This window comes from Brevundimonas sp. UBA4553 (genome assembly GCF_002387245.1).
Taxonomy (GTDB): Bacteria; Pseudomonadota; Alphaproteobacteria; order Caulobacterales; family Caulobacteraceae; genus Brevundimonas.
Map to the genome: position 1 here is coordinate 38,808 of NZ_DGLD01000023.1, position 20,299 is coordinate 59,106.

Consider the following 20,299-nt stretch of genomic DNA (forward strand, 5'->3'; position numbering starts at 1 on the left):
TTTCCATTTCAGGGGCGGGTCTGGCCCTGGCCGCGCACCACGTATTTGTAGGTGGTCAGTTGCTCGGCGCCGACGGGGCCGCGCGCGTGGAGTTTTGAGGTCGAGATGCCGATCTCGCCGCCGAAGCCGAACTCGCCGCCGTCGGCGAACTGGGTCGAGGCGTTGATCAGGACGATGGCGCTGTCGACGCCGTTGGCGAAGCGTTCGGCGGCCTCGGGGTCGGTGGTGATGATGGCCTCGGTGTGGCCCGAGCCGTAAGCGCGGATGTGCTCGACCGCGCCCGCTACCCCGTCCACGACCCGGACCGACAGGATGGGGGCCAGATACTCGGTGGTCCAGTCGGCCTCATTCGCTGCGGTCGCCTGGGGGACCAGGGCGCGGGTCTCGGCGTCGCCGCGCAGTTCGCAGCCGGCGGCCATCAGGTCGGCGGCGACGGCGGGCAACAGGCGCTCGGCGGCGGCGCGATCGACCAGCAGGGTCTCGGTGGCGCCGCAGACCGAGACGCGGCGCATCTTGGCGTTGACGACGACGCGGCGGGCGACGTCGAGGTCGGCGGCGGCGTCCAGATAGGTGTGGCAAAGGCCCTCGAGGTGGCCCAGCACAGGCGCTTTCGCTTCCGCCTGAACACGCGCCACCAGGCTCTTGCCACCGCGCGGGATGATCAGGTCGATGGCGCCGTTGAGCCCAGACAGGATGGCGCCCACGGCCTCCCGCTCGGGAACGGGAACCAGCTGGACGGCGTCGGCGGGCAGGCCGGCTGCAGCCACCGCGCGGGTCACTACGGCCGCAATGGCGCGCGAGGAGTCCAGGCAGTCCGAGCCGCAGCGCAGGATGGCGGCGTTGCCCGAGCGCAGGCACAGGGCGGCCGCGTCGGCGGTGACGTTGGGCCGGCTCTCATAGATGACGCCCAGCACGCCGATGGGGGTGCGGACGCGGGCGATGTCGAGGCCGTTGGCGGGGGTCCAGCGGGCAATCTCGGCGCCGACCGGATCAGGCTGGGCGGCGATGGTCTCGACGGCGACCGCCATGCCCTCGACGCGGGCGGGGGTCAGGGCCAGGCGGTCGATCAGGGCTTCCGACAGGCCCGAGGCGCGCCCCCTGTCGATGTCACGGGCGTTGGCGGCCAGGATGTCGGCTTCGGCCGCGCGGAGTCCCTCAGCCAGGCGGTTCAAAGCCTCGGTGCGGGCGTCCGGCGTGGTGGCGCGAAGCGCGTAGGCGGCGTAGCGGGCGCGCCGGCCCATGTCGAGCATGAGGGCGTCAGTCATCGGGTCTCCAGCACCAGGTCGTCGCGATGGATCACGACCGAGGGGCCGCGGTAGCCGATCAGGCTCTCGATCTCGTCCGAATGGCGGCCCCGGATCAGGGCGATCTCGTCGGACGGATAGGCGGCGAGGCCGACGCCGACGATGGTCCCGGACAGATCCAGCAGGCGCAGGCTGTCGCCCTTCTCGAACACGCCGCTGACGGTGACGACGCCTGAGGGGAGCAGGCTCTTGCCTGCCGTCAGGGCGCGCACCGCGCCCTCGTCCAGCGTCAGGGCGCCAGCGGGAGCCATGCTGCCGGCGATCCACTGCTTCCAGGCGGCCAGGGGGGTGGCCGGGGCGGTGATGAGGGTGGCGCGGGCGCCGTCCGCTACGGCCTTCAGAGGATGCAGGGTCTGGCCCGAGGCGATGACGGTGGCGCAGCCCGCGGAGCGGGCGATCTGGGCCGCCGCCAGCTTGGTGGCCATGCCGCCGGTGCCGACCCCGGCCTCGGCGTTGGCGCCGCTGGCCATGTCGAGAATGTCCGGGCCGAGGCTCTCGACCAGGGCGAGGTGGCGGGCCGCGGGATCGCGCCGCGGGTCGGCGGTGTAGAGGCCGTCCACATCGGACAGCAGGACCAGCAGGTCGCCGCGCGCCAGCTGGGCCGCCCGGGCGGCGAGACGGTCGTTGTCGCCGTATCGGATTTCCTCGGTGGCGACGGTGTCGTTCTCGTTGACCACGGGGACGACGCCGTGGGCCAGAAGGGCCTCGACGGTGGCGCGGGCGTTGAGCCAGCGACGGCGGCGTTCGGTGTCGTCGCGGGTCAGCAGAACCTGGGCGGTGATCAGGCCGTGGGGGGCCAGGGCCTCTTCCCAGGCGTGCATCAGCAGGGTCTGGCCGACGGCGGCCGCCGCCTGCTTGTCCTGCAGCCGACCCGGCGAGGTCTTCAGCCGGCCTCGTCCCAGGGCGACGGCGCCGGAAGAGACGACGATGACTTCGCGGCCTTGCCGGCGCAGGTCGGCGATGTCCTGGGCCAGGGACGCCAGCCAGTCGCGGGCCACGGCGCGGGTGGCGGCGTCGACGAGCAGGGAGGAGCCGATCTTGACCACCACGCGGCGCGCGCGCGCCAGCGCCGTCGCAGGCGAGGCCTCGGCGGCGGTCTCGACGGCGAAAGAGGGCGCGGCGGGAGCGGTCACGGCCCTTCACTAGAGCATTGATCGGGCCGGGGTCACGTCTCTATGCGTGAAATCGTGCGACGCGGTCCAAAAGAAAGCGCCCGGCGAGGTTGAACCTGCCGGGCGCGTCCCTGGTGTCGATGAAGGTTTCGGAGATCAGACCTCGGGGTCCGGGGCCTCCGCCCAACCGCCGGCCAGCGCCTTGAAGAGGGCGATCTGGTTGGTCACGACCTGGGCTTCCGAAGCGGCCAGAGCGGCGTCAGCGGCGGCCAGGGCGCGTTCCGACACCAGCAGGGTGAGGAAGTTGTCGGCGCCGGCCTCGAAGCGAAGACGGGACAGACGCACCGCCGTGGCGGCCTGGTCGCGCGCATTGAGCAGGGCCGCACGGCGATCCAGCTCGTTGGCGTAGGCGCTGAGGGCGGTCTCGGTTTCCTGCAGGGCCACCAGCACCGTCTGGTCGAACGTCGCCAGGGCGGCGTCCGTCTGGGCGTCGGCCTGCTTGATGCGGGCGCGGGCCACGGCGATGTTGGGGAAGCTCCAGCTGATCAGCGGACCGACGCTGAAGCGGAAGTTGGCGTCCTCGCCCAGATCCGAGGCGTCCAGCGCAGTCGAGCCGAGCGAGCCCCCCAGGCTGATCGTCGGATAGAGGCTGGCCGTGGCTACGTTCACGCGGGCCGCAGCCGCGGCCAGACGAGCCTCGGCCTGACGCACGTCGGGGCGACGGGCCAGCAGGGCCGCGCCGTCGCCGATCGGGATCGGCTGGGACAGTTGCGGCGGAGCCTGGCAACCGCGCGCCGCTTCGCTGGCCTCGGCCGGGGTGCGGCCGGTCAGGGTGGCAAGGCGGAACAGGGCGCCGTCGCGCTGGGCGCGCAGGGGCGGCAGGGTGGCGCGCGTGGCCTCGAGGGTCGAGGCGGCGCCCGCCACGTCCAGACCGTTGCCGCCGCCGGCGTCGAGCAGTCGGCGGGTCAGGTCCAGGGTTCGGCCCTGCAGCTCGATCGTCCGTTCGGCGACGGCGATCTGGGCGTTGGCCGAGCAGGTGTCGGCATAGGCCCGGGCGGTTTCGGCGGCGACGGTGATCCGCACCACCTCCAGCGCTTCAGCGGCGGCGGCGGCGTCAGCACGGGCCGCCCGGATGGAGGACTCCACCCGGCCGAAAAGATCGACTTCGTAGGAGACGTCCAGGCCGACGCTGTAGGTGTCGACGTCGTCCAGCGTGGCGCCGTTGGCGGTCGGTGCGGTGACCGTCGAGGCGCGGCTGCGGTTGAAGGCGGCGTTGGCGTTGGTGGTGGGCAGGCGGCCGGCGCGCGCCTCGGACAGCGAGGCCCGGACGGCGCGCAGGTTGGCGGCCGCCGCCTCCAGCTCGTTGTTTTCGGTCAGGGCCTGCTGGATCAGACCATCGAGCGTGGCGTCGTTGTACAGCCGCCACCAGTCGGCGCGGGCCGCCTCGGTCGAAACCGAGGCGGATTGCGAGCCGATGAAGGCGCCTTGGCCCTGCGCCGGGACCACGGGGTCCGGCGCCTTGGGCCCGACCGCGCAGGCGGCGAGCAGAAGCGCGGCGCCGGAAGCGGTCAGGAGGGAAAGGGCTTTACGGTTCATCAGGCGTCTCCCAGGCGCGGGTTGGCCGTGGTGGGGGCGGCCGGCGCGGGGTCAGTAGGGTCGTACGGATCATGAGCCGGCGTGCCGTAGGTGGTCGGCAGATCGCGCGGCTTTTCGGGAGTCTTGGGCAACTTGCCCGAGACCCAGCGCATCATGACGTAGAAGACCGGGGTGAAGATCAGGCCGAAGAAGGTCACGCCCAGCATGCCGGAGAAGACCGACGTGCCCAGCGACTGGCGCATTTCGGCGCCCGGGCCGGTCGCCAGCATCAGCGGCACGACGCCGAAGATGAAGGCGAAGGACGTCATCAGGATCGGACGCAGGCGCACCTTGGCGGCGTAAACAGCCGCTTCGAAGCGATCCATGCCCTCTTCCTCTTCCGCCTGCTTGGCAAACTCGACGATCAGGATGGCATTCTTGGCCGCCAGCGCGATCAGAACGACGAGGCCGATCTGGACCAGGATGTTGTTGTCCAGACCGCGGATGTTCACCCCGATCATGGCCGCGAGCAGACACATGGGCACGATCAGCACCACCGCGAGCGGCAGGGTGAAGGCCTCGTATTGCGCCGCCAGAACCAGGAAGACGAAGACCACGGCCATGACGAAGATCATGGAAGCCCCGCCCGACGCCTGCTTCTCCTGCAGGGCCAGTTCGGTCCACTCGTAGCTGAAGCCTTGCGGCAGGGCCTGAGAGGCGAGTTGCTCCATCGTCGCGATGCCTTGGCCGGACGAGACGCCCGGCGCGGCCTGACCCTGAAGCTCGGAAGCCGGGAACAGGTTGTAGCGGACGACGCGAGCCGGACCGGAGTCCTCGCGCAGGTTGGCGATGGAGCCGATCGGAACCATGGCGCCGGTGGCGGAGCGGGTCTTCAGGTTGGCGATGTCGGCGATGTCGTCCCGCGACGAGGGTTCAGCCTGGGCGGTGACGCGGAAGGTGCGACCCAGCAGGTTGAAGTCGTTGATGTAGGACGAGCCGAGATAGACGCCGAGGGTGTCGAACACGGCCGAGGGCTGGACGCCCATCATCAGGGCCTTGTTGCGGTCGACGTCGGCGGCGATGCGGGGCGAGCCGGTGTTGTAGGTCGAGAAGACCTGCTGCACCTGATCGGGCATCTGGGCCGCGCCGCCCATCATGGCGAAGGTGGCGCCTTCCAGAGCGCGATAGCCTGCGCCCGAGCGGTCCTGGATCATCATCTTGAAGCCGTTGCCGTTGCCCAGGCCCTGAACGGCCGGGGGGGCGATGACGAAGATGTTGGCTTCCTCGATGCCGCCGGTGGCTCCGGTGATGGCGCCGGCCAGGGCCGTGGCCGCCTGTTCCTTGGTACGGTTCTCGAAGGCGTCGAGGCGCACGAAGATGGTCGCGGCGTTCGAACCGAACGAGAAGCTGGAGCCGTCGAGACCGGCGAAGGCCACGGTGCCGTCGACACCCTCGGTCTTCTGGATGATCTCGTTAGCGCGCTTCATCACCGCTTCGGTACGGTCCAGCGAAGCGCCGGCCGGAAGCTGGATGACGCCGATCAGGAAGCCCTGATCCTGTTCGGGAATGAAGCCCGAAGGCGTGTCCATCAGACGCCAGCCGGTGATGGCCAGCAGGCCCGCATAGATGATCAGGACGACCATCAGCGAACGCACCAGACGGGCGGTCAGGCGGCCGTACTTGTCCGACAGCCAGTCGAAGCCCTGGTTGAACTTGTCGCCGGCCCAGCGGACGTAATAGACGATCGCGCCCCACAGGCCCGGCTTGCGGACGTTGGCGTGGTCGACGTGCGGCTTGAGCAGCAGGGCGGCCATGGCCGGGGACAGGGTCAGCGACACCAGCAGCGAGATCAGCGCCGCCGAGGCGATGGTGACGGCGAACTGGCGATAGAAGATGCCGGGGATGCCGGGAACGAAGGCGGTCGGGACGAACACCGCCGTCAGCACCAGGCCGATGGCGATCAGGGCGCCCGAAACCTCCTGCATCGAGCGATAGGCGGCCTCCTTGGGCGTGAGGCCTTGCCGCAGGTATCGCTCGACGTTCTCGACCACGACGATGGCGTCATCGACGACGATGCCGACGGCGAGAACCAGGGCGAACAGCGACAGGGAGTTGATCGAATAGCCCAGCGCCAGCTGCACCGCGAAGGTGCCGACCAGGGCCACGGGGATGGCGACGATGGGGATGATGGCGGCGCGCCAGGTCTGCAGGAAGACCATGACGACGATCACGACGAGGACGACGGCTTCCAGCAGGGTGTGCTGCACCGCCTCGACCGAGGCGGCGACGAATTCCGTCGGGTTGTAGGGGATGGAGACGGCCATGCCGGCCGGCAGTTCGGCCTTCAGGGCCTCGACTTCGTCCAGAACACGATTGGCCGTGCCTAGGGCGTTGGCGCCCGGCTGCTGGACGACGGCGACGCCGACGCCACGCTGGCCGTCGAAGAAGCCGCGGATGCCGTAGTCCTGGGCGCCCAGCTCGACGCGGGCGACGTCACGGACGCGGGTCACGCGACCTTGGGCGTCGGTCTTGATGACGACGTCGGCGAACTGGTCGGGGTCGGACAGACGGCCCTGCACCTGCACCGGCAGCTGGAAGGCGGCGGCGTTGGTGGCGAAGGGCGGCTGGCCGATGGCGCCGGCGGCGGCCTGGACGTTCTGGGCGCGCAGGGCGGCGACGATGTCGGGGCCCGTCAGACCGCGCTCAGCCGCCTTGGCCGGGTCGATCCAGATGCGCATCGAGTAGTTGCCGCCGCCGAACACCTGCACCTGGCCCACGCCGTCGATCCGCAACAGGCGGTCGCGCAGCGTCGAGTTGGCGAAGTTGCCGACGTAGTCGTTATCCAGGCTGCCGTCGGGCGAGGTCAGGCCTACGATCATCAGGAAGCCGCTTTCGGCCTTGTTGACCGTCACGCCGATCTGGCGGACCTGCTCGGGAAGCTTGGGCTCGGCCAGGGCGACGCGGTTCTGCACCAGCACCTGCGCGGAATCGAGGTCCGTGCCGGGCTGGAAGGTCACCGTGATGGCCACGGCCCCGTCCGAGGTGGACGAGGAGGTCAGGTACAGCATCTTCTCGACGCCGTTGACCTCTTGCTCGATGGGGGCCGCCACGGTCTCGGCCAGGGTCTCGGCCGAGGCGCCCGGGTAGGCCGCGTTGATGGTGATCGTCGGGGGCGCGATCTCCGGATACTGCGACAGGGGCAGCAGCGGATAGGCGAACAGGCCGATCAGGGTGATGAACACCGATATCACGCCCGCGAAGATCGGGCGGTCGATGAAGAAGCGGGAGATATTCATTTAGGATCAGCCGGCGTTGGCGAAGGAGGCGCTGGAAGCCGGCGCCGCCTGGGTGACCGGAGCGCCGCCCGCCTGGGGCGCGACCGGAGCGATGGTGCCGTTCTTGGGCGCGACCTTCATGCCCGGCATCTGGATGCGCTGACCGCCGGCGATGATGACGCGGTCGGTCGGCTTCAGGCCGGAACGGATGACGCGCAGACCGTCGACGAGCGGGCCCGTCTGCACGGCGCGCGGCTCGGTCGTGCCGTCAGGCTTGACGACGATGACCACGCGGCGGGCGGCGTCGGTCGAGATGGCCGCGTCCGGAACCAGCAGGGCCTGATAGGCGCCGGCGCCGGCCAGTTGGGCCTGACCGAACATGCCCGGCTTCAGGAAGCCGTCGCCGTTCTGGACCACGGCGCGCAGACGGATGGTGCCCGAGGCGGCGTCGATCGCGTTGTCGGTGAAGTCCAGCGTTCCGGTGCGGTCGTAGCTGGTCTCATCCTGCAGGCGGATGCGGATCGGCGCGGCGCCGCCCGAGCGGACCTCGCGCTGATACTTCAGCGCCAGAGCTTCGGAGCCGTCGAAGACGAAGTAGATCGGCGAGGACGAGACGATGGTGGTCAGCACGTCGCCGGCCGAGGAGCCGCCGCCGACCAGGTTGCCCGGATCGACGCGGCGGTCGGAGACGCGGCCTGCGATGGGGGCGGTGACGCGCGTGAACTCGACGTCCAGCTGACGGGCGCGGATGGCGGCGTTGGCGGCCGAAACGGCGGCCTGGGCCTGGGCCACGGCGCCGCGCTTGGCGTCGACTTCGGCCTGGGACACGGCCTGCGAGGCCAGCAGGCCTTCGGAGCGCGAGAACTCGGTGCGGGCCAGGGTCAGCTGGGCCTGGGCCTGGGCCAGTTGGGCCTGGGCGGAGCCGAGCGCGGCTTGGGCCGGGCGGGCGTCGAGGGTGAAGAGTAACTGGCCCTGACGCACGAAGTCGCCGTCCTTGAAGTGGACGGCCTGGATGTAGCCGCCGACGCGCGCACGCACATCGACCGAGCGGGTGGCCTCGAAGCGACCCGTGACTTCATCCCAGTCCACGACCTGACGCGCCAGCGGCGTGGCGACGGTGACGGGGGGAGCCTGGGGTGCGGGGGCCTCGCCTCCCTTGGAACAGCCGTAGAGGGCGGCCGTCATCAGAACGGACGCGACCGCGATCTTAACCGTGCGCATCGGCGCATTCTCCTGTGGGAGGGGATTTCATACAGTAACAGACCAGCGCTCTTCGGGGGAGGAAGTCGCCAGTCAACGTTGGGTGACTTAATGATGATCGCGGTTCAGCTTGTCAACGCCTGATGACAAAGCCATATAGGGTTTAAGGTTTATTGGAGTGTGACCCTTTGGTCCTTTGCGACGCCCCCCGACCGCGTAACGCCAACGCGACCCGCCAGGCCATTCTGGAGGCGGCGCGGGAGCGCTTTTGTTCCGACAGTTACGACGACGTCGGCATGCGCGACGTCGCGCGCGACGTGGGCGTGGACGCCGCCTTGATCAGCCGCTACTTCGGCTCCAAGGAAGATCTGTTCGTCGCCGTTCTGGACAGCTGCAAGAACGGCCGCGACCTGATGGACGGCCCGCGCGAGGATTTCGGCGAGCGCCTGTCGCGGGAGATCGTCTACGGCGAGGTCATGCCGTGTCAGGACGACGGGGCGGGCGCCAAGATGCGCGGCCTGCTGATCCTGTTGCGCTCGGTCGGTTCGGCCAAGGCCATGGACGTCATGCAGCGGACCTCCAACAATCGCTTCTTTGACCCGCTGGCCGCGTGGATCGGCGGGCCGGACGCCCCGGTGCGGGCGCGCCTGGCGGCTGGGCTGATCATGGGCATGGCGATCGGGCGGGAGTTGTCGGACGGCTACGCCTCGCTGGATGAGACTCAGAAGGCGGAGCTGGCGCGGCGGATGGCCGTGGCCCTGCAAAGCCTGATCGACAGCTGAATGCAAAAAGGGCGGACCGCGAGGCCCGCCCTTTCTCTTTAATGACCAAGTGCGGACGCTCAGGCCCAGTGCATCGGCACGTGGCGGGCGGCGGCCCAGTGGATGGCGCGGATGGCGTCGACGATGGCGCGGGTGGCCTCGACCGTGCCCAGGGCCCCGCCCAGATCGGCGGTGACGGCGCCCGAAGCCAGAACCGCAGCGACGGCGGCCTCGATCGAATCCGCCTCGTCCTCCAGATCGAAGCTGTGACGCAGCATCATGGCCGCCGACAGCACCATGCCGACCGGGTTGGCCAGATCCTGCCCGGCGATGTCCGGCGCCGAGCCGTGGATCGGCTCGAACAGACCGGGGCCGTCGGCGCCCAGAGAGGCCGAGGGCAGCAGGCCGATGGAGCCGCCCAGCACGGAAATCTCGTCCGACAGGATGTCGCCGAACATGTTCTCGGTCAGGATGACGTCATAGTCGCGCGGCTTGCGGATCAGGTGCATGGCCATGGAGTCGACCAGGGCGTGCTCCAGGGTGATCTGCGGATACTCCTCGGCGTGGATGCGGGTCACGACCTCACGCCACAGGCGGCTGGTCTCCATGACATTGGCCTTGTCGACCGAGGTGACCTTGCCGCGACGCTGGCCGGCGGCCTGGAAGGCGGCGCGGGCGACGCGCTCGATCTCCTCGACCGTATAGACGCACAGGTCCGAGGCGCTGGTTTCGGTGCGGGTCTTCTCGCCGAAATAGACGCCGCTGGTCAGTTCGCGGAAGACGATCAGATCGACGCCCTCGACGATCTCCTTCTTCAGCGGCGAGCGGTGGGCCAGGACGGGCGAGACCTGCAGGGGGCGCAGGTTGGCGTACAGGCCCATGGCCTTGCGGATGGCCAGCAGCCCCTGTTCGGGACGGACCTTGGCGCCGTCCCACTTGGGACCGCCGACCGCGCCCAGCAGGACGGCGTCGGCGGCCAGACAGGCGGCTTTCGTTTCCTCGGGCAGGGCCTCGCCCGTCGCGTCGATGGCGGCGCCGCCGATCAGGTGCTCGGTGAACTCGAAGCGGTGGCCGTAGATGTCGCCGATGCAGGTCAGGACCCGCTCGGCGGCCAGGGCGACCTCAGATCCGACGCCGTCGCCGGGCAGGACCACGATGTTGAAGGTGCGGGTGTTGGGCATCAGATGGTCTCCGGTTCACGGACGCGTTCGTAGGTCTGGATGTCGGGCAGCCGGGCTTGCAGCCAGCCGAGGGTGTCGACGCCGTCGAGCAGGCACTGGCGGGCGAAGGCTTCGACCTTGAAGGGGACGGCCGGGGCGTTGCCGCGCCGGATCTCGTTCGCGTCCAGATCGATGGTCACCGGCTGCTCGGGATGGGCGGCCAGATCGTCCCAGACGGCCTGATCGACGACGATGGGCAGCAGGCCGTTCTTCAGGGCGTTGGAGGTGAAGATGTCGGCGATCTCGGTCGAGATCACCGCCCGGAAGCCGTAGTCCAGCAGGGCCCAGGGCGCATGCTCGCGCGACGAGCCGCAGGCGAAGTTGGGGCCGGCCAGCAGGATGCGCTGCTCGGTCGGGTCGATGCGGTTCAGCACCGCCTCAGGCCGGGCCGAGCCGTCCGCCTCATAGCGCCAGTCGTGGAAGGCGTGGGCGCCCAGACCTTCGCGCGTGGTGGTGGTCAGAAAGCGGGCCGGGATGATCTGGTCTGTGTCGATATTGGCCTGGCTCAGGGTCAGGGTCTTCGACGTCAAGGTCTTGAACGGTTCAGACATGATGTCTCTCCCCTACCGCCTCGCGCGCGGCGCTCGGCTGCATGAGGGGAGCCTCCAGATAGGCGCGCGGGTCGGTCAGGACGCCGGCGACGGCGCTGGCCGCCGCCGTGGCGGGGCTGGCCAGGATGGTGCGGGCGCCCTTGCCCTGGCGGCCCTCGAAATTGCGGTTGGAGGTCGACACGGCCAACTGGCCGGGGCCGACGAAGTCGCCGTTCATGGCGATGCACATGGAGCAGCCGGGGATGCGCCATTCGGCCCCCGCCTCGGTGAAGACCTTGTCCAGACCTTCAGCCTCGGCGTCGCGACGCACGGCCTCGGAGCCGGGGACCACCAGCATCCGCACGCCGGGCTGAACCTTGCGGCCGCGCAGGACGTCGGCGGCGGCGCGCAGGTCGGGCAGACGGCCGTTGGTGCAGCTGCCGATGAAGACCACGTCGACCTTGTGGCCGGTCGTGGCTTCGCCCGCCGTAAAGCCCATGTAGGCGATGGCCTTGCGGTCGGAGTCCGAGCGAGGCTGGGGTACGGGCGCGCCGACGGGAGCGCCCGCGTCGGGAGTGGTGCCCCATGTGGCCATGGGTCGGATGGCGGCGCCGTCCAGTACGACCTCCTTGTCGAACACCGCGCCGGGGTCGGTGGCCAGGCTCAGCCAGTCGGCGGCGGCGGCCTCGTAGTCGGCAGGGACGTGACGACGCCCGCGCAGCCAGTCGGTGGTGACGCGGTCGGGGGCGATCATGCCCGCGCGGGCTCCCGCCTCGATGGACATGTTGCACAGGGTCATGCGCCCTTCCATGTCCAGCGACCGCACGGCCTCGCCCGCGTATTCGATGACGTAGCCGGTGCCGCCGCCGAAGCCGATGGCGGCGATGACGGCCAGGGCCACATCCTTGCCTGAGACGCCGGGGCGCAGGGCGCCGTCAACCGTCACGCGCATGGATCTGGCGCGGCGTTGCAGCAGACATTGGGTGGCCAGGACGTGCCCGACCTCGGAGGTGCCGATACCGAAGGCCAGGGCGCCGAAAGCCCCGTGGGTGGCGGTGTGGCTGTCGCCGCAGACCACGGTCATGCCCGGCTGGGTCAGGCCCAGCTCAGGTCCCATGACGTGGACGACCCCGCGCTGGTCTGAGCCCCAGCCGGCCAGTTCGACGCCGTGACGGGCGCAGTTGGCCTCCAGGGTCTCGACCTGATTTCTGGCGGCGGCGGTGAAGTAGGGGCGCTGGCCATCTGGCCCGGCGGGCAGGGTGGGGGTCGAGTGATCCAGGGTGGCGAAGGTGCGGTCGGGGCGGCGGACCTTCAGTCCGCGCGCCTCGATTTCGGAAAAGGCTTGGGGCGAGGTGACTTCGTGGACCAGATGCAGGTCCACATACATGACGCCCGGTGTTTCGGCTGTTTCCGGCACGACGACGTGCCGGTTCCAGACCTTCTCGTACAGAGTCCTAGGCGGGCTCATGCACACGCTCCTTGGGCGAGGTCGAAGCCTCGCCGATGGGTTCCAGCCAGCCGAAGCGGTCCGGCGTCGTGCCGTCGAACAGGCCGCGGAAAGCCTTGTTGACCGCCTTGGTGATCGGGCCGGGGCCGGCGGCGCGCGTCGGGATGCCGTCGATGGAGCGGACGGGGGTGATCTCGGCGGCGGTGCCGGTCATGAAGACCTCGTCGGCGACATAGAGGGCCTCGCGCGGCAGGATCTGTTCGCGCGCCTCATAGCCCAGGCCGCGCGCCAGCTTCATCACGGTGTCGCGGGTGATGCCCTGCAGAATGGAGGCGGCGGCGGGCGGGGTCATCAGCACCCCGTCCTTGACCACGAACAGGTTTTCGCCAGCGCCTTCCGACAGGCGGCCGTCGACGCCCAGGGCGATGCCTTCGCCGAAGCCGCCGACGCGGGCTTCACGTCCGATCAGATAGCCAGACAGATAGTTGCCGCCTGCCTTGGCGCCCGCCGGGATGGTGTTGGGGGCGACGCGGTTCCAGCTGGAGATGCAGGCGTCGACGCCCTTCTCCAGAGCTTCCTCGCCCAGATAGGCGCCCCAGGGGAAGGCCGAGATCATGACGTCGGTGCGGATGGCGTCAGGCGACGGGGTCACGCCCATGCCGCACTCGCCCAGGAAGGCCAGAGGCCGCAAGTAGGCCGAACGCAGGCCCTCGGAACGGACCACGTCCTTGCAGGCCTGAACCAGCTCGTCCTCGGTGAAGGGCAGGGGGAAGTGATAGATGCGCGCGCTGTCGAACAGGCGGCGGATGTGGTCGGTCAGGCGAAAGCCGCACGGGCCGTTGGGGGTGTCATAGACACGGATGCCCTCGAACACCGAGGTGCCGTAGTGCAGGGCGTGGCTCATGACGTGAATCTTCGCGTCGGCCCAGGGCGTCAGGTCGCCGTTGATCCAGATATTCTTAGCCAGCGGCTGCATAGGTCTTGTCCATCTGTGCGAAGCCTGCCCCATTCGCCGTATTGGCTGTCACAGCCGCGATGATGGCGGTCAGCTCCGCGTCATTGATTTCGCCGATCTGGTCGGCGCGTTGCTTGAAGCCGGCGAAGACGTCGGCCAGGCGCTGGCCTTCCAGCACATGGCCCAGGGCCTCGGCCCGCTTGCCGACCGCATGGCGGCCGGAATGCTTGCCCAGCACGAAGTAGCTGCCCTCGAAACCGACGTCCTCGGGACGCATGATCTCGTAGGTGCGGGCGTCGGCCATCATGCCGTGCTGGTGGATCCCGGCCTCGTGGGCGAAGGCGTTCAGGCCGACGATGGCCTTGTTGCGGGCGATGACCGTCTCGGTCACTTCGCGCAGGGTTTCCGAGGCGCGCACCAGGTGGCGGCTCTCGGCGGATACGCTGACGCCATAGCGGTCCGCGCGGGTGCGCAGGGCCATGATGATCTCCTCGATGGATGCGTTGCCGGCCCGTTCGCCAATGCCGTTGATCGCGCCCTCGATCTGACGCGCGCCGCCCTCGACGGCGGCCAGGGAGTTGGCGACGGCCAGACCCAGGTCGTTGTGGGCGTGCGACGAGAAGATCACGTCGGAATGGCGCGGGCGGATGATCCCGTCCAGATAGGCAAACCTTTGGCGCGCTTCTTCCGGCGTGGCGTAACCGACAGTGTCGGGCACGTTCAGCGTCTGGGCCCCCGCGTCGGCGGCGGCCATCAGGGCCTCGGCCAGGAACTCCGGCTCGGTGCGGAAGGCGTCCTCGGCCGAGAACTCGACGTCGTCGAACATCGAGGCGGCGTATTCCACCGTGCGGGAAATCGTAGCCAGCACCTCGTTGGTGCTCATCCGCAGCTTGGCCGAGCGGTGGATCGGGCTGGTGGCCAGGAAGACGTGACAACGGCGATGCGATCTGGGCGCCGGCGACAGGGCCCGGAACGAGGCGTCGATGTCCTTCTCGTTGGCGCGCGACAGGGAAGCGAAGACCGGTCCCTCGATTTCGCCCGCCACACGGCGGATGCATTCCTCGTCGCCCGGCGAGGCGGCGGCGAAGCCGGCCTCGATCACGTCCACGCCCAGGTCGCGCAGGACATGGGCCATCTTCAGCTTGGCCTCGGCCGACATGGAGAAGCCGGGCGCCTGTTCGCCGTCGCGCAGGGTGGTGTCGAAGATGATGACGCGGTTGGGATCCGACGCCGCAATCTCGGCGGTTCTGGATACTCGTTCTACTCGGGACATTTTACGCGGCCTCGGACTGGTAGGCAGGGGCGGCGATGCGCGAGACGCCGAACAGGCGGTCGATCTGGCAGCCCAGGTTGTCGATGGAGCGCGCGGCGTCGCGGCCGCGCACGGTCAGGGCGATGCGGCGCGAGGGGCCTTCGTCCGCCATGCTCATGCCGTCGATGTGGAAGCCCCGGCGTTCCACCAGGCCGATGAGACGCTGAAGCGAGCCGTCGGCCCGGTCGATCTGGATGTGAATGGTGTCGCTCATGCTCATGCGCCTTCCATCATTTCAGCGTTGCTCTTGCCCGGCGGAACCAGAGGCCAGACGTTCTCTTTGGGGTTGATGACCACGTGGGCCAGGCAGGGGCCGTCGGCGGCCAGCAGCCGGGCGATGCCGTCCTCGACCTGATCGCGACGGTCGATGCGGAAAGCCTCGACGCCGAAGGCCTCGGCCACCTTCACGAAGTCCGGGTTGTCGGACAGATCGACTTCGGAATAGTTCTCCTCGAAGAACAGCTCCTGCCACTGGCGCACCAGGCCCAGGGAGGAGTTGTCCAGCAGGACAATCTTCAGCGCGACGCCGTAGCGCTTCAGCGTCGCCAGCTCCTGGATGTTCATCATGAAGCCGCCGTCGCCGGCGATGGTGACGACCGTGGCCGACGGGTCGGCCAGTTTGGCGCCCAGACCGGCCGGCAGGCCGAAGCCCATGGCGCCCAGACCGCCCGAGGTGATGTGGGCTTCCGGCTTGGAGAAGCGGCAGTGCTGGGCGGCCCACATCTGATGCTGGCCGACGTCGCAGGCGGCGACGAAGCGGTCGCCGGCGGCCTCGGACAGCTGCTTCAGCAGGGCGGGCGCATAGACGCCTTCGCCCGGCGCGTCATAGCGGGCGGCGTGGTGGGCGGCGGCCGAGGCGCAGCGGATGACCCAGGGGTCGATGGCCAGAGGAGCGGCGGCCAGACGCGCGGTCAGGGCCTCGACGCCAGGCTTCAGTTCGCCGGCGACCGCGACATGGGTCTCGCGCAGCTTGCCGATCTCGGAGGCGTCGACGTCGAAATGGACGACGCGGGCGTGGGGCGCAAACTCGGCCAGCTTGCCCGTGGCGCGGTCGTCGAAACGGGCGCCCAGGACGATCAGCAGGTCGGATGACTGGACCGCCTCGTTGGCGGCGCGCGTGCCGTGCATGCCCAGCATCCCCAGGAAGCCGGGCGCGTCGGTGGGAACCGTGCCCAGGGCGTTCAGGGTGGCGACGGTCGGGATGCCGGTGGCCTCGGCGAAGGCGCGGACGGCCTCGGTCGCACAGCCGATCTTCACCCCGCCGCCGATGTAGATCAGCGGCCGCTCTGCGGCGCGGATGAAGCTCTCGGCGTCGGCAATGGCGTCGTGGTCGACCTCAGCCGTTTCGTTGGGGATGTTGAAGCCGAAGGGAGCGGTCGCTGTGGCGAACTGGACGTCCTTGGGCAGGTCGACCAGGACCGGACCGGGGCGACCCGAGGCGGCGATGTGGAAGGCCTGTTCGACGGCGGCCGGGATCTCCGACGCGTCGCGCACCAGTATAGAGTGCTTCACGATCGGCAGGGTGACGCCCAGGATGTCGATCTCCTGGAAGGCGTCGGTGCCCATGACGCCTTGGGGGACGTTGCCGGTGATGCAGACCATGGGCACCGAATCCATCATGGCGTTGGCGATGCCGGTGATCAGATTGGTGGCGCCGGGGCCGGAGGTGGCCATGCAGACGCCGACCTTGCCCGAGGCGCGGGCATAGGCGTCTGCGGCGAAGGCCGCGCCCTGTTCGTGGCGGACCAGGATATGCTTCAGGCCCGTGCCGGTCAGGGCGTCGTAGATGGGCATGATGGCGCCGCCGGGGTAGCCGAAGACCACCTCCACGCCCATCCGCTCCAGGCTGGAGACGAGCAGGCGCGCGCCGGTGGCCGTGTCGTTCACGGTCGCCGGAGCGGAGGCGGTTTTCAGGGCGGGCGCGGCGGCGCTCATCGGGTCAGTCTCTCTTTATATATATGCGGGTCAGGCGGCTTCAGACTTGGGGGTCTGCAGCCAGGCCATGCGCTCGCGCAGACGGGCGCCCGTCTGTTCGATGTGGGATTGGCGATCGGCGTCCAGCCAGGCGTCGTACTGCGGCTTGCCGGCCTCGTTCTCGGCGATCCAGTTGCGCGCGAAGGTGCCGTCCTGGATCTCGGTCAGGACGGTCTTCATGCGGGCGCGGGTTTCATCGGTGATGACGCGCGGGCCCGAGGCGACGGCGCCCCACTTGGCGGTTTCCGAGATGAAGTGGTGCATCTTGGAGATGCCCCCCTCGTAGAACAGGTCCACGATCAGCTTCAGCTCGTGCAGGCACTCGAAGTAGGCGATCTCGGGCTGATAGCCGGCCTCGACCAGAGTGTTGAAACCCGAGATGACCAGCTCCTTGGCGCCGCCGCACAGGACGGCCTGTTCGCCGAACAGATCGGTTTCGGTTTCTTCGCGGAACGAGGTCTCCAGCAGGCCGCCGGTCGCGCCGCCGATGCCCTTGGCGTAGCCCATGGCCCGATCGCGCGCCTTGCCGGTCGCGTCCTTCTCGATGGCGAACAGGCTGGGGACGCCGCGACCGCGCGCGAACTCGCGGCGAACCAGATCGCCCGGACCCTTGGGCGCGACCAGGATGACGTCCATGTCGTCGCGCGGGGTGATGCGGTCGTAGATGATGGAGAAGCCGTGGGCGAACAGCAGGGCGGCGCCCGGCTTGGCGTTGGGTTCGATGATGTCGCGATAGACCTCGTTCTGGATCATGTCCGGGGTCAGGATGGCGATGATGTCGGCGCCGCGAACGGCCTCGGCCGGCTCGGCGGTGGGGACGCCGTCGGCGGTCGCGTGTTTCCAGCCCGTGCCGCCCTGACGCACGCCGACGACGACGTCATGACCCGAATCCTTCAGGTTCTGCGCGTGGGCGCGACCCTGCGAGCCGTAGCCGATGACGGCGATGCGCTGGCAGGCGATGGCGCCCGGCTTGATGTCGTCGTTGGTGTAGATGGTGATGGCCATGGGTCAGGCGTCCTCAGAAATCTGGTCGGTGGGGATGGCGGCGTTGGAATAGGTTTCGGCGGTTTGAGCCGGGGGCGGATTGGGGATGGTCACGGCCCCTTGCGAGGCGGAGGCGACGGCGGCGCGGTATTTCGCGAAAACGCCTTGCGCCGGGCGGACCTGGTTGGGGGCGAAGTCCGCCCGGCGCGCCTCCAGATCGACGAGCACATCGATCCGGCGGTTGGTGACATCGATGACGATCGGATCGCCATCGCGAATGAGAGCAATCGGGCCGCCGACCGCCGCTTCGGGCGAGACGTGGCCGGCGACGAAGCCGTAGCTGGCGCCCGAGAAGCGGCCGTCGGTCAGCAGGGCGACGTTCTCGACCTTGCGGCCCTTCAGGGCGGCGGTGACCTGCAGCATCTCGCGCATGCCGGGCCCGCCCTTGGGCCCTTCGTAGCGGATGATGATGACGTCGCCTTCGCCGACCGAGCCGTCCTGAACCGCGTGGAAGGCGTCTTCCTCGCAGTCGAAGACGGCGGCCGGGCCTTCGAAGCGGTCGACCTTGTGGCCGGTCAGCTTGATGACCGCGCCTTCCGGGGCGACGTCGCCATAGATGACCGCGTAGGAGCCGCGCGCCATGACGGGCGCGTCCATGCTGGTGACGACCTGCTGACCCGGGGTCTCCTCGGCCTCGGCGGCTTCGGCGAACAGGCTGCGGCCGCTGACGGTCGGGGTGTTGACGATCTTGCCGGCCTCGGCCAGGCGCTGGGCGACCAGGCGCGTGCCGCCCGCCGCGAACAGGTGCGAGGCCAGAAAGCGGCCGCCCGGCTTCAGGTCGCAGATGACTGGGGCCTCGACGCAGGCCTGGTGGCAGTCCTCGATGCCGAAGTCGACGCCGGCCTCGGCCGCGATGGCGGTCAGGTGCATGACGGCGTTGGTCGAGCCGCCCGAGGCCGAGACGGCGATGGCCGCGTTCTTCAGGCTGACCTTGGTGATGTATTTGCGGGCGGTGTCGCCGTCGAAGACCCGCTCGACGATCAGGCGGCCGCAACGCTCACCCTCGGCGCCCTTGCCGGAATCGACGGCGGGGACGTCGTTGGCGCCCATGGGGCTGACGCCCATGATCGACAGGGCCATGGCCATGGTGTTGGCGGTGAACTGACCGCCGCAGGCGCCGGCGCCGGGGCAGACCGCGCTCTCCACCGCCTTCAGGCCGTCGTCGGACAGGGCGCCGGCGCCGTGGGCGCCGATGGCCTCGAACACCTCCTGGACCGAGACCTCCTTCTCGCCGATCCGGCCGGGCAGGATGGTGCCGCCGTAGTAGACCAGGCCCGGGATATCCATCCGGGCCAGGGCCATGGCCGCGGCCGGGATGGTCTTGTCGCAGCCGACGATGCAGACGACGCCGTCCAGCTGATGGCCTTCGACCGCCAGCTCGATGGAATCGGCGACGACCTCGCGGCTGATCAGCGAGGCCTTCATCCCCGCCGTGCCCATGGAGATGCCGTCGGTGACGACGATGGTGTTGAAGTCGACGGGATAGCCGCCCGCCGCGATGATCCCGGCGCGGACGTCCTTGGCCAGACGGTCCAGGTGCATGTTGCACGGCGTGACCGTCGACCAGGTGTTGACGATGGCGATCATCGGCTTGTCGAAGTCGGCGTCCTGCATTCCGGCGGCGCGCAGATAGGACCGCGCCGCGGCCCGGTTCGGCCCCTGGGTGACGGCCGAACTGCGTGCGTTGGGTCGTTTTTTGCTGTCAGGCGAGTTGGTCATCGGATTTTTGGAAGGTCCTGCCTATCGGCTCTGTACTGGGCACATGAAAAACCCCGCTGCCGGGTGGGAGCGGGGTGAAGCGGGCGATCTTGACTGGGTTAGGTCAGGTCGCAGGCATCCACACCGCTCGGCTAAGCGGAATAAGAATTACCGAAAGAAGAAGGAGGCCGAGCGACAGCACGCGCAGATCGGCCGCCGCTTTCGCGGGGCTCAGGATCGCAGCAGTGGCGGCGCGGTGGGACAAGGGAAAACCTTTCAACTGGGCGCTCTTATGCCGTCATGGATGCTGCAGCGCAACCCAAATGAGTTCCTGAGTGGAATAAAAATGCGTTTGGACGTCAAAAGCGTCGATTTCACGCGATCGCTCCGCGCCAAATGTCGCTGGGCGCAACTTTTCACCGGAAGGGCGCGTGGCCGGCCAGGTCGCGGCTCGCGCAGTGCTATCGAGACGGGCGAGGCGTGCTGCATCGCGGCGGCGCGCCGGTTGCTGCGCGGGGCGCATAGGCATGATCTGCGGGCGACCCGTGCATAAAGCGCCTTTGACCGGGGTTCTGCGAGATAGTTTGCGCGATCGTCATTTGGCGGCTTGTGCGCCCGGGCGACCGTCCGTATAGACGCCGCTCGCTCGGAGACGGGCTGGCCCAGCGGCCTTGGAGACTGGTTCTTCGAGGTTCTGGCGGCAAAGAAGTTGAAAAACCTCTTGCCTCCGTAGGGCCGGTTCGCTAATCTCCGCGCTTCGATCGATTCGATGATTTGCCGCGGCGAGAGGCTTGCTTTTCGCGACGGTTTTCTTCGGTCTTGAGGGTTTCGGCTCTCGGGTTCGGGAAGTTTCAGAAGTCGGTTGACAAGGGGTTTGGCCTTCTTTAGATAG

15 protein-coding genes are annotated in these 20,299 nt (G+C 69.0%); 1 reads left to right on the forward strand and 14 read right to left on the reverse strand.

What is annotated here, in order from left to right; all coding sequences use genetic code 11:
- Nucleotides 1–8: 8 nt before the first annotated feature.
- The 5 genes from B4A39_RS16325 to B4A39_RS16345 form a co-directional block, all read right to left on the reverse strand.
- The gene (locus B4A39_RS16325; protein ID WP_292038009.1) at nt 9–1,265 is read right to left on the reverse strand and encodes a glutamate-5-semialdehyde dehydrogenase; all 1,257 of its coding nucleotides are present in this window, start codon (nt 1,263–1,265) and stop codon (nt 9–11) included.
- Nucleotides 1,262–2,371: a glutamate 5-kinase gene (proB, locus tag B4A39_RS16330; RefSeq protein ID WP_292038115.1), complete on the reverse strand. Its 1,110-nt coding sequence runs from the start codon at nt 2,369–2,371 to the stop codon at nt 1,262–1,264. The genes B4A39_RS16325 and proB overlap by 4 nt, the downstream gene beginning before the upstream one ends.
- Nucleotides 2,372–2,572: 201 nt before the next feature.
- The gene (locus tag B4A39_RS16335; protein WP_292038016.1) at nt 2,573–4,012 is read right to left on the reverse strand and encodes an efflux transporter outer membrane subunit; all 1,440 of its coding nucleotides are present in this window, start codon (nt 4,010–4,012) and stop codon (nt 2,573–2,575) included.
- Nucleotides 4,012–7,287: an efflux RND transporter permease subunit gene (locus B4A39_RS16340; RefSeq protein ID WP_292038018.1), complete on the reverse strand. Its 3,276-nt coding sequence runs from the start codon at nt 7,285–7,287 to the stop codon at nt 4,012–4,014. Before B4A39_RS16340 ends, B4A39_RS16335 begins: the two co-directional genes overlap by 1 nt.
- 6 nt (nt 7,288–7,293) lie before the next feature.
- Nucleotides 7,294–8,487 carry an efflux RND transporter periplasmic adaptor subunit gene (locus B4A39_RS16345; RefSeq protein ID WP_292038027.1) on the reverse strand — a complete coding sequence of 398 codons (1,194 nt, stop codon included), beginning with the start codon at nt 8,485–8,487 and terminating at the stop codon, nt 7,294–7,296.
- Between the two features lie 167 nt (nt 8,488–8,654).
- On the opposite strand from B4A39_RS16345, the gene B4A39_RS16350 reads away from it, so the two are divergent.
- On the forward strand, nt 8,655–9,248 hold the full coding sequence (locus B4A39_RS16350; RefSeq protein WP_292038036.1) for a TetR/AcrR family transcriptional regulator: 594 nt from the start codon (nt 8,655–8,657) through the stop codon (nt 9,246–9,248).
- Between the two features lie 59 nt (nt 9,249–9,307).
- Here the strand turns inward: B4A39_RS16350 and leuB are convergent, their stop codons facing one another.
- From leuB to B4A39_RS16395, 9 genes are read right to left on the reverse strand one after another with little or no spacing between them, the layout of a single operon-like run.
- A complete protein-coding gene (gene leuB / locus B4A39_RS16355; protein ID WP_292038043.1) occupies nt 9,308–10,408 on the reverse strand; it encodes a 3-isopropylmalate dehydrogenase in 1,101 nt (366 codons plus the stop codon).
- Nucleotides 10,408–10,998 (reverse strand): 3-isopropylmalate dehydratase small subunit, encoded by a 591-nt coding sequence (gene leuD / locus B4A39_RS16360; RefSeq protein WP_292038046.1) that lies wholly within the window; start codon nt 10,996–10,998, stop codon nt 10,408–10,410. The genes leuB and leuD overlap by 1 nt, the downstream gene beginning before the upstream one ends.
- Complete coding sequence (leuC, locus tag B4A39_RS16365) at nt 10,991–12,445, reverse strand: 3-isopropylmalate dehydratase large subunit (protein WP_292038053.1); 1,455 nt, start codon at nt 12,443–12,445, stop codon at nt 10,991–10,993. Before leuC ends, leuD begins: the two co-directional genes overlap by 8 nt.
- Nucleotides 12,432–13,400, reverse strand: coding sequence for a branched-chain amino acid transaminase (locus B4A39_RS16370; protein ID WP_292038058.1), 969 nt, complete (start codon nt 13,398–13,400; stop codon nt 12,432–12,434). The genes leuC and B4A39_RS16370 overlap by 14 nt, the downstream gene beginning before the upstream one ends.
- Nucleotides 13,384–14,652: a 2-isopropylmalate synthase gene (locus B4A39_RS16375; RefSeq protein ID WP_292038061.1), complete on the reverse strand. Its 1,269-nt coding sequence runs from the start codon at nt 14,650–14,652 to the stop codon at nt 13,384–13,386. The genes B4A39_RS16370 and B4A39_RS16375 overlap by 17 nt, the downstream gene beginning before the upstream one ends.
- Before the next feature lies 1 nt (nt 14,653).
- The gene (locus B4A39_RS16380; protein WP_292038067.1) at nt 14,654–14,905 is read right to left on the reverse strand and encodes an ACT domain-containing protein; all 252 of its coding nucleotides are present in this window, start codon (nt 14,903–14,905) and stop codon (nt 14,654–14,656) included.
- A gap of 2 nt (nt 14,906–14,907) precedes the next feature.
- The gene (gene ilvG, locus B4A39_RS16385) at nt 14,908–16,626 is read right to left on the reverse strand and encodes an acetolactate synthase 2 catalytic subunit (RefSeq protein ID WP_292038085.1); all 1,719 of its coding nucleotides are present in this window, start codon (nt 16,624–16,626) and stop codon (nt 14,908–14,910) included.
- A 30-nt stretch (nt 16,627–16,656) separates the two neighbouring features.
- The gene (gene ilvC / locus B4A39_RS16390; RefSeq protein ID WP_292038093.1) at nt 16,657–17,670 is read right to left on the reverse strand and encodes a ketol-acid reductoisomerase; all 1,014 of its coding nucleotides are present in this window, start codon (nt 17,668–17,670) and stop codon (nt 16,657–16,659) included.
- Nucleotides 17,671–17,673: 3 nt separating this feature from the next.
- A complete protein-coding gene (locus B4A39_RS16395; protein ID WP_292038100.1) occupies nt 17,674–19,428 on the reverse strand; it encodes a dihydroxy-acid dehydratase in 1,755 nt (584 codons plus the stop codon).
- Between the last annotated feature and the right edge of the window lie 871 nt (nt 19,429–20,299).

What these genes read in the sequence shown, in the direction of transcription:
- B4A39_RS16345 (WP_292038027.1), bottom strand. Translation starts at nt 8,487, where the DNA reads ATGCGCACGGTTAAGATCGCGGTCGCGTCCGTTCTGATGACGGCCGCC.
- B4A39_RS16395 (WP_292038100.1), bottom strand. Translation starts at nt 19,428, where the DNA reads ATGACCAACTCGCCTGACAGCAAAAAACGACCCAACGCACGCAGTTCG.
- leuD (WP_292038046.1), bottom strand. Translation starts at nt 10,998, where the DNA reads ATGTCTGAACCGTTCAAGACCTTGACGTCGAAGACCCTGACCCTGAGC.
- B4A39_RS16340 (WP_292038018.1), bottom strand. Translation starts at nt 7,287, where the DNA reads ATGAATATCTCCCGCTTCTTCATCGACCGCCCGATCTTCGCGGGCGTG.
- leuC (WP_292038053.1), bottom strand. Translation starts at nt 12,445, where the DNA reads ATGAGCCCGCCTAGGACTCTGTACGAGAAGGTCTGGAACCGGCACGTC.
- ilvC (WP_292038093.1), bottom strand. Translation starts at nt 17,670, where the DNA reads ATGGCCATCACCATCTACACCAACGACGACATCAAGCCGGGCGCCATC.
- leuB (WP_292038043.1), bottom strand. Translation starts at nt 10,408, where the DNA reads ATGCCCAACACCCGCACCTTCAACATCGTGGTCCTGCCCGGCGACGGC.
- B4A39_RS16370 (WP_292038058.1), bottom strand. Translation starts at nt 13,400, where the DNA reads ATGCAGCCGCTGGCTAAGAATATCTGGATCAACGGCGACCTGACGCCC.
- B4A39_RS16335 (WP_292038016.1), bottom strand. Translation starts at nt 4,012, where the DNA reads ATGAACCGTAAAGCCCTTTCCCTCCTGACCGCTTCCGGCGCCGCGCTT.
- B4A39_RS16380 (WP_292038067.1), bottom strand. Translation starts at nt 14,905, where the DNA reads ATGAGCGACACCATTCACATCCAGATCGACCGGGCCGACGGCTCGCTT.
- B4A39_RS16375 (WP_292038061.1), bottom strand. Translation starts at nt 14,652, where the DNA reads ATGTCCCGAGTAGAACGAGTATCCAGAACCGCCGAGATTGCGGCGTCG.
- B4A39_RS16325 (WP_292038009.1), bottom strand. Translation starts at nt 1,265, where the DNA reads ATGACTGACGCCCTCATGCTCGACATGGGCCGGCGCGCCCGCTACGCC.
- ilvG (WP_292038085.1), bottom strand. Translation starts at nt 16,626, where the DNA reads ATGAGCGCCGCCGCGCCCGCCCTGAAAACCGCCTCCGCTCCGGCGACC.